Consider the following 13,858-nt stretch of genomic DNA (forward strand, 5'->3'; position numbering starts at 1 on the left):
CGACGGTATCCACGCCCTGGCGGGCGCGGGCCGAGCCCGCCGGGTGGAATCGGCCGGGTCCCGGGTGATCTTGTCCCCGGCCCCGGCCGCGGGGGCCGCGGCCGGGGACACAATCGCTGGCATGAGAGTCCTGCGCGTCTCGCACAGCGCCGTCGTCGGCGCCTGGCGCGAGCGTGAGCGCGCCCTGCGCCGCCTCGGGGTGCGGGTGCGGCTGCTGTCCGCGCGGTCCTGGGACGAGGGCGGCGCGCGCGTGCCGTTGCGCCCGGAGCCCGGCGAGCCCGTCACCGGGGTGCGCACCCTGGGCACCCACCCGGCGCTGTTCGTCTACGACCCGCGCCCGCTGTGGCGCGCGCTCGGCGAGCCGTGGGACGTGCTGGACGTGCACGAGGAGCCGTTCGCGCTCGCGACCGCCGAGGTGCTGGCGCTGCGCGCGGCCCGGCGTGCGTGGGACCGGTCGCGGGGCCGCGACCCCGGGCCGGCGGCGCCCGTGGTCGTGTACTCCGCGCAGAACATCGCCAAGCGCTACCCGCCGCCGTTCGGATGGCTCCGCTCACGGGTGCTGCGCACCGCGGCCGCCGTGTCCGTGTGCAGCACGGGGGCCGCCCGCGTGGTGCGGTCCCAGGGGGCGCGCGGGCGGGTGGAGGTGATCCCGCTCGGCGTCGACCCCGCGCTCTTCTCCCCCGGGCAGGGCCTCCCCGAGCCGCGGGACGAGGACGACGGCCGCGTCGTCGTGGGGTTCGCGGGCCGCCTCGCCGCGCACAAGGGCGTCGACGTCCTCCTCGACGCCGTCGCCCGCGACGACCGCCTGGTGCTGCGGGTCGCGGGTGCCGGGCCGCTGGAGCCCGACGTGCGCACCCGCGCCTCCCGCCTGCGCGGCCGCGTCACCCTGCTCGGCCCGCTGCCGGACACCGCGCTGCCCGCCTTCTACCGCGGCCTCGACGTGCTCGCCGTCCCCTCGCTGCCGACGCCGGGCTGGACCGAGCAGTTCGGCCGCGTCGCCGCCGAGGCGATGGCGTGCGGCGTCCCCGTCGTGGCGAGCGCGACCGGGGCCCTGCCGGACGTCGTCGCCGGCGCCGGCGACCTCGTGCCGCCCGGCGACGCCGACGCCCTCGCGCGCGCCCTGGTCGCCGTCGCCGACGACCCCGCACGGGCCGCGCGGATGCGGGCCGCCGGCCTGCGCCGCGCCCGCGAGTGCGGCTGGGACGAGGTCGCGCGCCGGTACCGCGCCCTGTACGACGCCGTGCTCGCCGGGTCCGGCACGCCCCCGGACGGCGCGCCCCCGGCCCCCGCCCCCGAAGCGGTGAAGGACGGGCGCGACGACGCCGCGGCCGGACCGCCCGAGGTGCTGCTCGTCGCCTACGGCGCTCCGGAGCTGGTGCGGCGCGCGCTCGCCCCGCTCGCCGGGCGGCTGCCCCTCACGGTCGTGGATAACTCCTCCTCGGCGCGGGTCGCGGCGATCGCCGCGGACCTCGGTGCCCGCTACCTGGACCCCGGCCGCAACCTCGGCTTCGCCGCCGGGGTGAACCTCGGGCTCGCCCACCGGCAGGCGCCCGGCCACGACGTGCTGCTGCTCAACCCGGACGCCGTCGTCGCCGCCGACGACGTCCGCCGCCTGCAGCGGGCGCTGCACGCCGAGGAGTGCACGGCGAGCGTCGGCCCGGCGCAGGTGGACGCCGCCGGGCACCCGGCGAGGGTCTCCTGGCCCTACCCGTCGCCCGGCGCGACGTGGGCCGAGGCCGTCGGGCTCGGCCGGTGGCGCCGCACCCGCGGCGACCGGTCGTTCGTCGTCGGATCCGTCCTGCTGCTGTCGGCGGCGGCGCTCGCCGACGTCGGCCCCCTGGACGAGCGCTTCTTCCTGTACGCGGAGGAGACCGACTGGGCGTACCGGGCGTCGCGGCGCGGCTGGCGGCACCGGGTCGTGGACGACGTCGTCGCCACCCACCTCGGCGCCGCCACCAGCACCGACCCCGCCCGGCGGGACACGCACTTCCACGCCTCGCAGGAGCGCTACCTGCGCAAGCACCACGGCGACGCCGGGTGGCGGATCGCCCGCGCCGGCGCCCTCCTCGGGGCCGCCGCCCGGGTCTCCCTGCTGCGCGGCCCCGGCCGCGCGGAGACGCGGGCCGCCGCACGCCGGCGGTTCGGCCTCTACCTCGTCGGGCCGGCGCGCGCGGAGACCCGGGTCCTGGCCGGAGCCCGGTCGTGACGGGCGCCCCCGCGCGGGCCCTGGGCTGGGCGCTGGTCGCGACCGTGACCGCGCTGGCCCTGCTCACCACGGGCGCCCTCCTGCCCGCCGCCGCGCCCCTCGGCGCGGCCGCCGCCGTGGCCGTCCTCGCCGTGGGCGCCACGGTCTACGACCCCGTCGCCGTGCCCGTGCTGGCGATGCCCGCCCTGGTGGTCGTGCAACGGGTCGGCGGGGGCGGCGTCGACCTGTCGGTGAGCGACCTCGCCCTGGCCGCGGCCTTCGGGTTCGCGGCCCTGCTGGGCCCGCGCCCGCTGTCCCGGCCGATGCGCACGCTGCTGTGGCTGGCGGTGGCTTACCAGGTCGCGACGCTGTTCACGGTGATCGCCCACCCCTACGTCCAGAACACGGTGGAGTGGTTCCACGCCGGGCTCTCCACCGCCGGGGCTCTGCTGGTCGGCTGGGCCGTGGGCCGCGGCGGGCACGCCCGGGCCGGCCTCACGCTGCTCGTGCTCCCCTGCCTGGCGATCGCCGCGCTCGCCTGCGTCGCCGCGCTGCGGCAGCTCGCGGCCGGCAGCACGGGGGCGGTGTACCTCGAGTGGCCCGTCGACATGCACAAGAACTTCATCGGGTGCGTGCTCGCGATGGCCGCCGTCGTGGTGCACGCCCGCCCCCCGTGGCTGCGCTGGCCGACCCGGCTCGCCCTGCCGGCCCTCGGCCTGCTCGTCGCCGGGGTCGCGGCGTCGCAGGCACGCCAGGCGATGGTGGGGCTGGTCGTCGGGCTCCTCGTGGTCTCGCTGCGCCCCGACCCGGACCGGCGGCGGTCCCGCCTCGTGCTGCTCGCGGCCGTGCCGGCGGTGTACGGCGTGTGGACGGTGGTCCGCGAGCAGCTCGCCTCCGGCGACCGGTTCAACTCCGCCCACCAGCGGCTCACCTGGTACGAGGAGGCGCTCGACGTGTGGCGCCAGGACCCGCTGTTCGGCGTCGGGCTGCGCTGGTGGACGGCGGGGCGCACCGAGTACACGTTCCAGCCGCCGAACGCCGAGCTGGAGGTCCTGTCGTCCGCGGGGATCGTGGGGCTGACGGGCTTCCTCGTGCTGGCCGTGGGGACGCTGGTGGTGCTGTGGCGCCTCGACCCCCGCTTCGGCACGCTCGCGGTGGCGGTGCTGCTCACCCGGTTCGTCCAGGGCCAGTTCGACCTGTTCTGGGTCTCGGTGCAGGTGTCCGTGCCGTTCGTCGTCGCGGGCGTCTGCGTGGGCGCCGAGGCGCTCGCGGCCCGCGACGACGAGGAGCGGGCCGCGGGCGTGTACCGGCCCCGGCACGCCCTGCGCCCCCACGACCTCGTCGTGCCCCGGGCGGTGCCGCGATGAGGATCCTGCAGGTCGCCCCGCAGATCGCCCCCGGCAGCGGCGTCGCCGGGGTCGCGCACGCGCTGGAGTCCGCCTGGCGGCGCGCCGGGGTGCCAACGGCCCGGTGCACGCTCGACGACGCGGGCGGCCGCCTGCTGCCCCGGCCCGGCCCGGGACTGCGCGGGCGCGCGGCGCTCGCGCTGCGGGTCGTCTGGTTCTCCACCGTCGGCACGGTCGTGGCGCGGCGGGCGGCGCGACGCGACCCGGACACCGTCGTCGTGTGCCACAACGACGCCCTCGCCGGGGACGTGTACGTCAACCACGGCATCGTGCGCGTCGCGCTGCGCGCACAGGGGCACTACCGGTGGCGGATGCTGCGCAACCCCCTGCACCTGCTGACGTCGGCCCGCGACGCCTACCGGTACGCCTCGCGCACCCACCGCGCGGTGGTCAGCCTGACCCACGACGACGCGGCCGCGCTCCGGGCGACGTACCCACGGCTGCGTCCGGAGTCGCACGTCGTGGCCAACGGCGTGGACCTCGAGCGGTTCCGGCCGCCCACCCGCGCCGAGCGGGACGCCGCCCGCGACGCCGTCGGCGCCGGGCCGCACGACGTGGTGGCCCTGTTCGTCGGGCACGAGCACGAGCGCAAGGGCCTGCCGCTGCTGCTGGAGGCCGCGGCCGACCTGCCCCACGTGCGGGTCGTCGTGGTGGGCGGCGAGCCCGACCTCGTGGCCGCGGCACGGCGCCGGGCCGACGCCGCCGGACTCGGCGGCCGGGCGGTGCTCGTCGGCGCCGTCGACGACCCGCGCCCGTACCTGCGCGCTGCCGACGCGCTGGTGCTGCCCAGCGCCTACGAGGCCAACGCGCTCGTCGTCCTCGAGGCGCTGGCGTGCGGCGTCCCCGTCGTCGCGACCCGCGTGGGGTACGCCGGCGAGGTGCTCGACGACGGCCGCACCGGCTTCCTCGTCCCCCGCAGCGTGGCAGGGGTGCGCTCCGCCCTGGCGCGCGTGCCCGCACCGGGCGACGACGGCCACGCCACGATGCACGCCGCCGCGCGCGCCACCGCGGAGCGGCACGGCTGGGACGCCGTGGCGGCGCGGTACCTCGCGCTGCTGGCGACGCTGCGGCCCGAGCGGGCGGGCAGCACGGACGGAGGCGCGCGATGAGGATCCTGCACGCGGTCCGGTCGGACGGGTTCGCCGGTGTCGAGCGGCACGTGGCGACCCTGGCCCGCGCCCAGGCCTCGGCCGGGCACGACCTCGTCGTGGTGGGCGGCGCCGCCGGCCCGACCACGCGCGCCGCCGGGCCGGCCGTGCGACACCGCCTCGCGGCCACCACCGCCGACGTCGTGCGCGCGCTCGTCGCCGAGGCCTCCGGCCGCTCCGGGGAGCCGCCGCCCCACGTCGTGCACGTGCACATGACGGCCGCGGAGGTCGCCGCGACCCTCGCGGGCCTGCGTGTGCGGCTGCCCCCGGTGGTCAGCACCCGGCACTTCGCCCTGCCCCGCGGCTCCGGCCCCGCAGGGCGGGCGGTGGCCGCCGTCGCGCGCCGCCGCGTCGCCGCGCAGGTCGCGATCAGCGAGCACGTCGCCGCCCGGGTGGACGGCGCCAGCGTGGTGGTGCGCCCCGGCGTCGCGCCCCGCCACGACGCGCTGCCGGCCGCCGCCCGCGACCGGGTGGTGCTCATGGCCCAGCGGCTCGAGCCCGAGAAGCGCACCGACCTCGGCGTGCGCGCCTTCGCCGACTCGGGGCTGGCGGACCGCCGGTGGCGGCTGCAGGTGGCCGGCGACGGCTCGCAGGCCGCCGCCACGCGCGCTCTCGCCGACGAGCTCGGCGTCGGGCACGCCGTCGACCTGCTCGGCGCGCGCGACGACGTGGAGTCCCTGATGCGCCGCGCGTCGCTGCTCCTCGCCCCGTGCCCGGTCGAGGGGCTGGGCCTCACCGTGGTGGAGGGGATGGCCGCGGGCCTGCCTGTGGTCGCGGCCGGCGCCGGCGGCCACCTCGAGACGCTCGGGGGGCTGGACCCGCTCGCGCTGTACCCACCGGGCGAGCCCGGCCAGGCCGCCACCCGGCTCGCGCGGCTCGCCACGGACCCCGCCCGGCGCGACGCGTACGCGCGGGCCGCGCAGGCACGGCAGCGCCACGAGTTCACGCCCGGCCGCCAGGCGGCGGACGTCCTGGCCGTCTACCGGGCCGTCCTGGAGAGGGCGGCTCCCGCGCCCGCACACCGCACCCCCGCCCGGGAGGTCCCGTGACCACCGACGTCGTGCTGCTGTCCCTCGAGGCCTGGGACGACCACTGGCGGCGCAACCAGTACCTCGTCACCGAGCTGCTGCGGGCCGACCCGCGGGCCCGCGTCCTGTTCGTCGAACCGCCCGCCGACCCGGTGCACGAGGCCCGCCGCGGGTTCCGGCCCCGCTCCGGCCGGGGCCTGCAGCGCCTCGCCGACCGGCTGTGGCGCTACGAGCCGACGAAGCTGCTGCCCCGCCGCGTCGACCGGCGCACCGACGAGCGGCTGGCGACGCACACGGCCCGCGCCGCGCACCGCCTCGGCATGCACGCCCCCGTGCTGTGGGTGAACGACCCGGCGGGCGCGGCGGTCGTGGCCGCCACCGGCTGGCCCGCCCTCTACGACGTCACCGACGACTGGCTCGTGGCCGAACGCACCGACGACGAGCTCCAGCGGCTGCGCCGCGACGAGGAGTACCTGCTGGCCCACTGCCGGGAGGTCGTGGTGTGCTCACCCGGGCTCGCGCGCAGCAAGGCCGGCCGGGCGCCCGTGACCCTGATCAGCAACGGCGTCGACGTGGAGCGGTACCGCCGCCCGGCACCCCGCCCGAGCGACCTCCCCGTGGCGCCGACGGCGCTGTACCTCGGCACGGTGCACCGCGACCGGTTCGACGTCGACCTGCTGCGGGCGACCGCGCACGCGGTGGCGGGCACGGGCCGGGTGGTCGTCGTCGGGCCGGTGCTGGACCTCACGCCCACGCAGGTGCGCGGGCTGCGGGCGTCCGGCGTGCTCCTGCTCGGCCGGCGACCCTGGCACGCGGTGCCCGGGTACCTGCAGCACGCCGGGGTGCTGCTCGTGCCGCACCTGGTGAACGACTTCACCGAGAGCCTCGACCCGATCAAGGCCTACGAGTACCGGGCGGTCGGGCGTCCCGTCGTCGCGACGCCCGTCGCCGGGTTCCGGGACGCCCGGGACACCCGCGACACCGCCGTGACCGTGGTCGACGGCGCCCGGTTCCCGGAGGCGGTGCGCCGGGCCCTGGCCGACCGTGCCGGGGGCCTCGACGCGCCGGCCGAGCTCCCGGCGGACGTCCCGACGTGGGCCGGGCAGGCCCGCCTCATGGCCGCGGTGCTGACCCGCGTGCGGCGACCCGCCACCACACCTCGCTGACCGCGTCGGCCGTCCGCGCGACAGGGAAGCGGGCACGCGCCACGTCGGCGGCCCGCGCGGCGCGTGCCGCCGCCTCGGCGGGGCGGTCGAGCACGTCGACGACGGCGCGGGCGAGGGCGTCCACGTCGCCCGGGGGCACGAGCCGGCCGAGCGGGCCCGCGCCCCGGCCGCCGCCGGGCCCCTCCGGGTCGAGGATCTCCGGGACGCCGCCCGCCCGCGTGGCCACGACCGGCACGCCGCGGGCCATCGCCTCGACGACCACCTGCCCGAACGGCTCGGGCACCGGGGACGCGTGCACGCACACCGCGAACGCGTCGAGCTCCGCGGCGGGGTCGGGCACGAAGCCGACCCAGTCGACCGCGTGCTCCACCCCGAGCCGCCGCGCCTCGTCGCGCAGCGCCCGCTCGTACGCGCCGGCGCCGAAGCTCGCCTCCCCCACCACGCGCAGCCGGGCGCGCGGGTGGGCGCGCAGCACCGCCGGCAGCGCTCGCAGCAGCTCCCGCTGCCCCTTGGTGGGGCTGAGCCGCCCCACGACGCCCACGACGGGCGCCGTCGCCGGGCCACGTGCCTCGTCGCCGGCGCGGCGCGCCCGCAGCTGGGCGGGCGCCAGCCCCGGGTACGCGACGGTGCACGGCCCGGGCAGCGTGGCGGCCGTCGCCCGCGAGTTGGCCACGACGGCGGCGGGCAGCCGCGACGCGGCGCGCACCAGCCGCACGGCCGCCGCCGGCAGGTAGTCGGGGGCGACGCGGTCGTGCACGTGCCACACCAGCGGGCGGCGCGCCAGCGCGGCCGGCAGCAGCGTGAGCAGGTCGGCCTTGAGCGACGTGGCGTGCACGACGTCGGGCCGCAGCGCCCGCAGCCGCCACGCCAGCCGCGCCGTGAAGGCAGCGGCCGCCGCCGGCCGACGCAGCGGGTCGGCTCCCGGACGGAGGGCGTCCGTGCGCCGGACCGTGCCGAGGCTCGGCGCGAGCGGCACCACGTCCACCCCCACCCCCTCGCGCTCCAGCAGCGGCCGCAGGGGCCCGTCGGCGCCGAGCACCACACGCACCCGCACCCGCGGCCCGCCGGGTCGGTCGCGCAGCGCCGCGCACAGCCGGACGAGGGCGAGCTCCGCGCCGCCGAGCTCGGCCGTGTGGTCCACGACCACCACGCGCAGCGGGCGCCGGGCGGTCGCGCTCACCGCCGTCCGGACCCGACCGGGTCCTCGGCGTCGGACGCCGTCGCGCGGTCGCCGGGCGCCGCGTGCTGCGCCGCGGCCGAGGCGCCCTCCGAGCCGGCGGCGCCGCGACGCCGCGGTCGCCGTCGCCGGCGCGGCGCCTCGCCGTACGTGGTGGCGTCCCGGGTGCGCCGGTCGAGGGCGCCGCCGGCCAGGGCGACACCGACCAGCGGCACGTCGTTCACCCGCAGCCGGTCGGCAGCCTCGGCCAGGACGCTCCGGTCGGTGCGCCCCGTCTCCGCGACCAGCACGACCCCGGTCGCGTACCGGCCGAGGATGCTCGCGTCGGCAGCCGCGAGCGCCGGCGGGGCGTCGATGACGACGACCTCGGCCTGGGTGCCGAGCGACTCGACGAGCTCGCGGGCGCGGTCCGTGGCGAGGAAGTCGGCCGGGTCCATGTCCTCGGTGGGCGCGGGCAGGGCGAGCAGGTTCGGGATGCCGGTCGGGTGCGGGCCCGTGCCCGCGTCGGGGCCGGGCGGTGGCAGCAGGGTGTCCAGCTGGGAGCGCCGCAGGTCGCCGGACATCGCGACGGTGGTGCGGCCGCTCAGCGCGTAGGACGCCGCGAGGTTCGCGGCGATGAACGACCGGGGGCCCTGCGAGTCCGCCGCGGTGACCACGACGACGACCCGCCCCTGGTCGGCGGTGGACACCTGGATCGCGGTGCGCAGCTCGCGCACGCCCTCGGTGAACGGCGTCGCCCGCTTGCTCGCGACGGGCAGCACGCCGGTGTCCCGGAAGTCGCGGTCGGCGCGGCGCGCCCCGTACAGCTCGGCCAGCACCGGCGTCTCGGCGTCGCGGGCCGCCTGGTGCGCCCCCCGCACCCGCACGTCGAGACCGCGCCGGGCGAACGCCAGCCCGACGCCGGCGACCAGCCCGGCCAGGACGGCCAGCGCGAGGACCACGGGTCTGCCGAGGCCGACCGGCGTGGCCGGCGTCGCCTTCTGCACGACCTCGCCCGGCGCGACGAGCGAGCGCAGGGTGTTCATCTCGACGGTGAGCGCCTGGTACTGGTCGATGATCGTGGTGCGCTCCGCGTCGGCGAGCGGGTCCTTCGGCTTCTTGTCGAGCTGGGCGTCGACGGGGCCGAGCTGCTCGCGCTGGGCGGCACGCTGCTCGTCGAGCTGAGCGAGCTGGTCCTCCAGGATGCCGCCGAGGCGGGCGACGTAGGCGACGGCGACGGCGTCGGCGACGTCCTGGGCCCGGGCGGGGTCCGTGCTCTCGGCGGTGATGACGATCGTCGCCCCGTCCTCGGAGCCGTACTCCGCCACGACGCTGCCCGAGACCTCGGCGACGGGCAGCCCCAGCTCGTCGGCGGCCGGCTCGACGACCCGGCGCGTGGTGACGTCGGCGGGCCCGGCCGCGACGGTGACCTCGGTCGTCTCGTCGCCCGACGAGCGGGTGGCGGCGAGCTCGACGACGGCGCTCGACCGGTACACGGTCTCCTGGCCGTCGAGGTACACGACGGTGCCGGCGACGACGAGCAGCACGGCGGCCAGCACCAGCCACCGGCCGGCCCAGACGGTGTGCAGCAGCTCACGGACGGTCATCGGGCACCTCCGACGGTGGGGGCCGGGGCGTCACGCAGGGCGGTGACGACCTCGCGGATCCGGGCGAGGAACCGGTCGCGGCCGAACGCGGCGACGTGGGCGTCGATGGCGACCCCGTCCCAGTCGGCGGCGAGAGCCTTCGCGACGGCGTCGGCGACGACGTCGGCGCGGGGGGCGTCGACGAACGTGCCGTTGACGCCCTCGGCGACGGTGTCGAGGTACCCGCCGGCGCGCAGCGCGACCACCGGGACCCGGTAGGTGCCGGCCTCCAGCGGGGTGAGGCCGTAGTCCTCGTACGAGGCCGCGACGAGCACGGCCGCGTGGCGGTACAGCCACCGCAGCCCGTCGTCGTCGACCCGCCCGACGAACCGGACCGGCGTGCGCGGGTCGCGGGCGGCGAGCGCGGCGAGGCGCTGGCGGTCGGGGCCGTCGCCGACGACGACGAGCGGGCGGCGCAGCAGCTGCGCCGCCGCGACCACGACGTCGACGTTCTTGTACGGCAGCAGGCGCGCGACGCAGAGCAGGGCGCCCGGCTCCACCCCCGGCACGGGGCGCTCGGGGCCGGGCGGCAGCGCGGGCGGCGGCGGCAGCACCTGGGCCTCGATGCCGTACGCGGCCCGCACGGCGTCGCGGGTGACGGTCGAGTTGGCCAGGTACACGTCGGCGCGGCGTGCCGCGCGCACGTCCCAGGCGCGCAGCGCGGGGCCGAGGCCGGCGAGGGCGGCGCGGGCGGCGGCCTTGCGCGCGCGGCCCGGCACGTCCGCCGGGGCGCCCAGGTACCGGTCGCGCTGGTACAGCCAGCGGGCGGGCGCGTGGCAGTAGACCACGGTGCGGCGGGCGCCCCGGTACCCGTGCGCCCAGCCGGTGGAGCTCGCCACCAGCACGTCACCGGCGAGGCGCTGGCGGGAGACGGCGGGGGCGAGCAGCGGCAGCGCGAGCCGGTGGTGGTGGCGCAGCGCCGCGACGCGGTCGAGCGGGCCGGGGCGCACGTCCAGGTCGTCCAGCTCGGGGAACGTGCCGTCCGGATCGTGCAGCGTCGTGTACAGCGGCGAGCCGGGGAACGCCTCGGCGAGCAGCAGCGCGACCCGCTCGGCACCGCCGCGCTGGGTGGCGTAGTCGTGCGCGAGCACCACTCCGTCCGTCATCGGCCCTCCCCTGCCCCGGCCTGCCCGCGCGGCCGACGAGCCGGCCGGGCGGCCCTGTCAGCGTAGGTCGCGCGGGCCGGGCTTCCGAGGGGTGGGAGGGGACGTCACCCGGGTGATTCGTGCCGGTCAGGCTCGCGCGTGGTACCTCTGCTGGGCGGCGAGCAGCCCCTCGGCGACCACCTGCTCCACGGCGTCCGCGGCGTCGTCGACGAGCATGGGCAGGTCCTTGCGCTCCGTCGCGCTGAAGTCCTTGAGCACGTGGTCGGCGGTGTCGGTGCGACCGGGCGGGCGGCCCACGCCGACCCGTACGCGCACGTACTCCTTGGTGCCGAGCGCCTTGGTGACGTCCCGCAGCCCGTTGTGGCCGCCCTCGCCGCCGCCGGCCTTGAGCTTGATCGTGTCGAACGGGATGTCGACCTCGTCGTGCACGACGAGCACGTGCCCGGCGTCGATGCCGTAGTACTTCGCGAGCGCGGAGACCGGCCCGCCCGAGACGTTCATGAACGTGGTCGGCTTGGCGAGCACGACGCGGGGCCCAGGCACGCCCCTCGGCAGCATGCCGAGGCGCGCCTCGGCCGCCACGGCCTGCGCCCGCGGGTGCCGGGCGAAGCGCGCGCCCGTGCGCTCGGCCAGCAGGTCGAGCACCATGTGCCCGACGTTGTGCCGGTTGCCCGCGTACCGCGGGCCAGGGTTGCCGAGGCCGACGACGAGCCACGGGGAGTCGGTCATGGGTGGTCCACTCCTGCAGTGAGCGCTGTGAGCGCGATTTCGGGGACTATGCGAGTGCGCATAGTCCCCGAAATCGCGCTCACAGCGAGGTGGTGGGGGTCAGCCCTCGGTGGACTCCGCGGCCTCGGCGGCGGGCTCCTCGGCCTCGCCCTCGGCCTCCTCGTCCTCCGCGGCGACCTCGGCACGCGGCTCGGCGATCGTGACGACGGACGCCTCCGGGTCGGTCAGCAGCGTCACGCCGTTCGGCAGCTCGACCTGGCCGGCGGCGACGTGCGCGCCGACCTCGAGGCCCTCGATGGACACCTCGACGGACTCCGGCAGGTGGGTGGCCTCGGCCTCGACCGACAGGGTCTGCGCCTCGACCCAGTGGATGGTGCCGGGGGCCGACTCGCCCACGACGTTCACCTGGACGTCGACGGCGATCTTCTCGCCGCGGCGCACGAGCAGGAAGTCGACGTGCTCGATGAGGCTGTTGACCGGGGTGCGCTGCACGTCCTTGGCGACGGCCAGCTCGGTCTTGCCCTCGAGCTCGATCGAGAACAGGGCGTTGCTGTGCCGCATCGCGAGCATGGTCGCGTGGCCCGGCAGCGTGATGTGCACCGGGTCGGTGCCGTGGCCGTACAGGACCGCGGGGATCTTGTTCTCGCGGCGCAGACGGCGGGCGGCGCCCTTGCCGAACTCGGTGCGGGCCTCGGCGGCGAGCTTGATGTCGGACACGTGGATCACTCCTGGAAGGTCTGTGCGTGCCGACGACCAGTGGGAGACGTCGGCGTGCCCACGAGGGTGAGGGAGGTGCCCCGCGGACCGGCGGCTGCGTCGGCGTGGGACACATGACGGACGCGACCGAGGACGCGCCGCGACGACCGGCGCGTGCGCGCGGTGCGTCGAGGCCGCCCAGTCGATCACGGAAATCCGACGGATCCTGCTCTGAGGGTGCGACCTGGCCGCTGCACGAAGTGCATGGACCGGCGCCCGTCAGACGTCCCTCGCCGAGGCAACCGGTCGAGTATAACGTCCCCGCCGCCGTGATGACAGGCCCGGCCCCACCCCGGTGCCCCGGGCCGTCGCGGGCCGGTCAGGTGCCCGTACGGTCGGCGGCCCGCGCCGCCGCCCGAGCCGCCCGCGGCCGGTAGACCACCTGGGTCTGGAACACGAACCGGACGACGAACGCCACGAGGATGAGCACGGCCTGCACCAGCTCGGGGTACGGCACCGCCCGCTCGACGATCCACCACAGCAGCAGCGTCCGCACCGCCGCCTCGGTGCCGTTGAACGCGAACGAGCGCAGGAACCTCCCGGAGAACCGGTACGCGCCGTCGCGCAGGTCGGCGAAGACGAAGCGTTCCTGCAGCAGGAAGTTGGTGACGATCGTCACCGCGTTCGCGACGATCACCGCGGGCAGGTAGTGCACGCCGACGCCCTGCAGCACGGCGAGGATGGCCAGGTTGAGCACCGAGCCGACCGCGCCGATCACGGCGAACGGCGACATGCGCCCGAAGCGCAGCGACGTCAGCTGGCGCAGGTAGCGCAGCCCGTTGGCGACGCTCGCCTTGGACCGGCCCGCGAACCGCTCGCCGAAGACGAACGGCACCTCGACGACGGCCAGGCGCTGCCGGGCGAGGATCTCCAGCAGGATCTTGAACCCGCGGGGCCGCAGCGCGTCCAGGTCGACGGCCGCCGGGCGCACGACGAAGAACCCCGTCATCGGGTCGGAGACGTCGCGGAGCTTGACGGGGAACATCGACCGCGCCAGCAGCCCCGACGCCGTCGAGACCAGGCGCCGGTAGCGCCCGTCGAGCCCACCGGCGTCCCCCCGGCCGAGGTATCGCGACGCGACGACGACGTCGGCGCGCGCCTCCCGGGCGCGCTCCACCAGCAGCGGCACCGTCTCGGGCGGGTGCTGCAGGTCGCCGTCCATGACGACGGCGAGCTCGCCCGTCGCAGCGCGCAGCCCGGCGACGACGGCGCCCGCGAGGCCGCCGTCGGGCCGCTCGCGGTGGATCATCCGTACAGGCAGCGGCGCCGCCTCGGCGACGCGGGCGATCTCGTCGGGGGTGCCGTCGGTCGAGTCGTCGACGAAGAGCACGTCGACCCCGCCGGGCGTCACACCCCCGGCGTCGCCGTCACGGTCGAAGGCCGACGCGATCCTGCGCACCAGCTCCGCGACGTTCGGTCCCTCGTTGTACGTGGGGACCACCACGGTCACGTCCACTCGGCCCTCCTTCGCCGGGACAGCCTACGTCGCCCCCGCCACAGTGCTGTGGGCGCGAGATCGGTGCCTCCCCGGG

The 13,858-nt window shown here is 77.8% G+C and carries 11 protein-coding genes; 5 read left to right on the forward strand and 6 right to left on the reverse strand.

Annotated elements, in window-relative coordinates; translation table 11 throughout:
- Positions 1 to 121: 121 nt before the first annotated feature.
- From EYB28_RS16810 to EYB28_RS16830, 5 genes are read left to right on the forward strand one after another with little or no spacing between them, the layout of a single operon-like run.
- On the forward strand, positions 122 to 2,206 hold the full coding sequence (locus EYB28_RS16810; RefSeq protein WP_166850231.1) for a glycosyltransferase: 2,085 nt from the start codon (positions 122 to 124) through the stop codon (positions 2,204 to 2,206).
- Complete coding sequence (locus EYB28_RS16815) at positions 2,203 to 3,552, forward strand: O-antigen ligase (RefSeq protein ID WP_166850234.1); 1,350 nt, start codon at positions 2,203 to 2,205, stop codon at positions 3,550 to 3,552. The genes EYB28_RS16810 and EYB28_RS16815 overlap by 4 nt, the downstream gene beginning before the upstream one ends.
- Entirely contained in the window at positions 3,549 to 4,700 is a 1,152-nt protein-coding gene (locus EYB28_RS16820; protein ID WP_166850237.1) for a glycosyltransferase family 4 protein, read from the forward strand. The genes EYB28_RS16815 and EYB28_RS16820 overlap by 4 nt, the downstream gene beginning before the upstream one ends.
- A complete protein-coding gene (locus EYB28_RS16825; RefSeq protein WP_166850240.1) occupies positions 4,697 to 5,788 on the forward strand; it encodes a glycosyltransferase family 4 protein in 1,092 nt (363 codons plus the stop codon). Before EYB28_RS16820 ends, EYB28_RS16825 begins: the two co-directional genes overlap by 4 nt.
- Positions 5,785 to 6,933 carry a glycosyltransferase gene (locus tag EYB28_RS16830; RefSeq protein ID WP_166850243.1) on the forward strand — a complete coding sequence of 383 codons (1,149 nt, stop codon included), beginning with the start codon at positions 5,785 to 5,787 and terminating at the stop codon, positions 6,931 to 6,933. The genes EYB28_RS16825 and EYB28_RS16830 overlap by 4 nt, the downstream gene beginning before the upstream one ends.
- Here EYB28_RS16830 and EYB28_RS16835 read toward each other — a convergent pair.
- The 6 genes from EYB28_RS16835 to EYB28_RS16860 form a co-directional block, all read right to left on the reverse strand.
- Positions 6,881 to 8,113 carry a glycosyltransferase gene (locus EYB28_RS16835; RefSeq protein ID WP_166850246.1) on the reverse strand — a complete coding sequence of 411 codons (1,233 nt, stop codon included), beginning with the start codon at positions 8,111 to 8,113 and terminating at the stop codon, positions 6,881 to 6,883. The genes EYB28_RS16830 and EYB28_RS16835 overlap by 53 nt on opposite strands.
- A complete protein-coding gene (locus EYB28_RS16840) occupies positions 8,110 to 9,696 on the reverse strand; it encodes a polysaccharide biosynthesis tyrosine autokinase (protein WP_166850249.1) in 1,587 nt (528 codons plus the stop codon). The genes EYB28_RS16835 and EYB28_RS16840 overlap by 4 nt, the downstream gene beginning before the upstream one ends.
- Positions 9,693 to 10,841 (reverse strand): glycosyltransferase, encoded by a 1,149-nt coding sequence (locus EYB28_RS16845; RefSeq protein ID WP_166850252.1) that lies wholly within the window; start codon positions 10,839 to 10,841, stop codon positions 9,693 to 9,695. The genes EYB28_RS16840 and EYB28_RS16845 overlap by 4 nt, the downstream gene beginning before the upstream one ends.
- A 126-nt stretch (positions 10,842 to 10,967) precedes the next feature.
- Positions 10,968 to 11,570 carry an aminoacyl-tRNA hydrolase gene (gene pth / locus EYB28_RS16850; RefSeq protein WP_166850255.1) on the reverse strand — a complete coding sequence of 201 codons (603 nt, stop codon included), beginning with the start codon at positions 11,568 to 11,570 and terminating at the stop codon, positions 10,968 to 10,970.
- A 99-nt stretch (positions 11,571 to 11,669) separates the two neighbouring features.
- Positions 11,670 to 12,287, reverse strand: a complete 618-nt coding sequence (locus EYB28_RS16855; RefSeq protein ID WP_166850257.1) for a 50S ribosomal protein L25/general stress protein Ctc — start codon at positions 12,285 to 12,287, stop codon at positions 11,670 to 11,672.
- 358 nt (positions 12,288 to 12,645) lie between these two features.
- Complete coding sequence (locus tag EYB28_RS16860) at positions 12,646 to 13,782, reverse strand: glycosyltransferase family 2 protein (protein ID WP_166850260.1); 1,137 nt, start codon at positions 13,780 to 13,782, stop codon at positions 12,646 to 12,648.
- Between the last annotated feature and the right edge of the window lie 76 nt (positions 13,783 to 13,858).

Source organism: Isoptericola sp. BMS4, assembly GCF_011634835.1.
Taxonomy (GTDB): domain Bacteria; phylum Actinomycetota; class Actinomycetes; order Actinomycetales; family Cellulomonadaceae; genus Isoptericola.

What these genes read in the sequence shown, in the direction of transcription:
- EYB28_RS16840 (WP_166850249.1), bottom strand. Translation starts at nt 9,696, where the DNA reads ATGACCGTCCGTGAGCTGCTGCACACCGTCTGGGCCGGCCGGTGGCTG.
- EYB28_RS16810 (WP_166850231.1), top strand. Translation starts at nt 122, where the DNA reads ATGAGAGTCCTGCGCGTCTCGCACAGCGCCGTCGTCGGCGCCTGGCGC.
- EYB28_RS16820 (WP_166850237.1), top strand. Translation starts at nt 3,549, where the DNA reads ATGAGGATCCTGCAGGTCGCCCCGCAGATCGCCCCCGGCAGCGGCGTC.
- EYB28_RS16845 (WP_166850252.1), bottom strand. Translation starts at nt 10,841, where the DNA reads ATGACGGACGGAGTGGTGCTCGCGCACGACTACGCCACCCAGCGCGGC.
- pth (WP_166850255.1), bottom strand. Translation starts at nt 11,570, where the DNA reads ATGACCGACTCCCCGTGGCTCGTCGTCGGCCTCGGCAACCCTGGCCCG.
- EYB28_RS16825 (WP_166850240.1), top strand. Translation starts at nt 4,697, where the DNA reads ATGAGGATCCTGCACGCGGTCCGGTCGGACGGGTTCGCCGGTGTCGAG.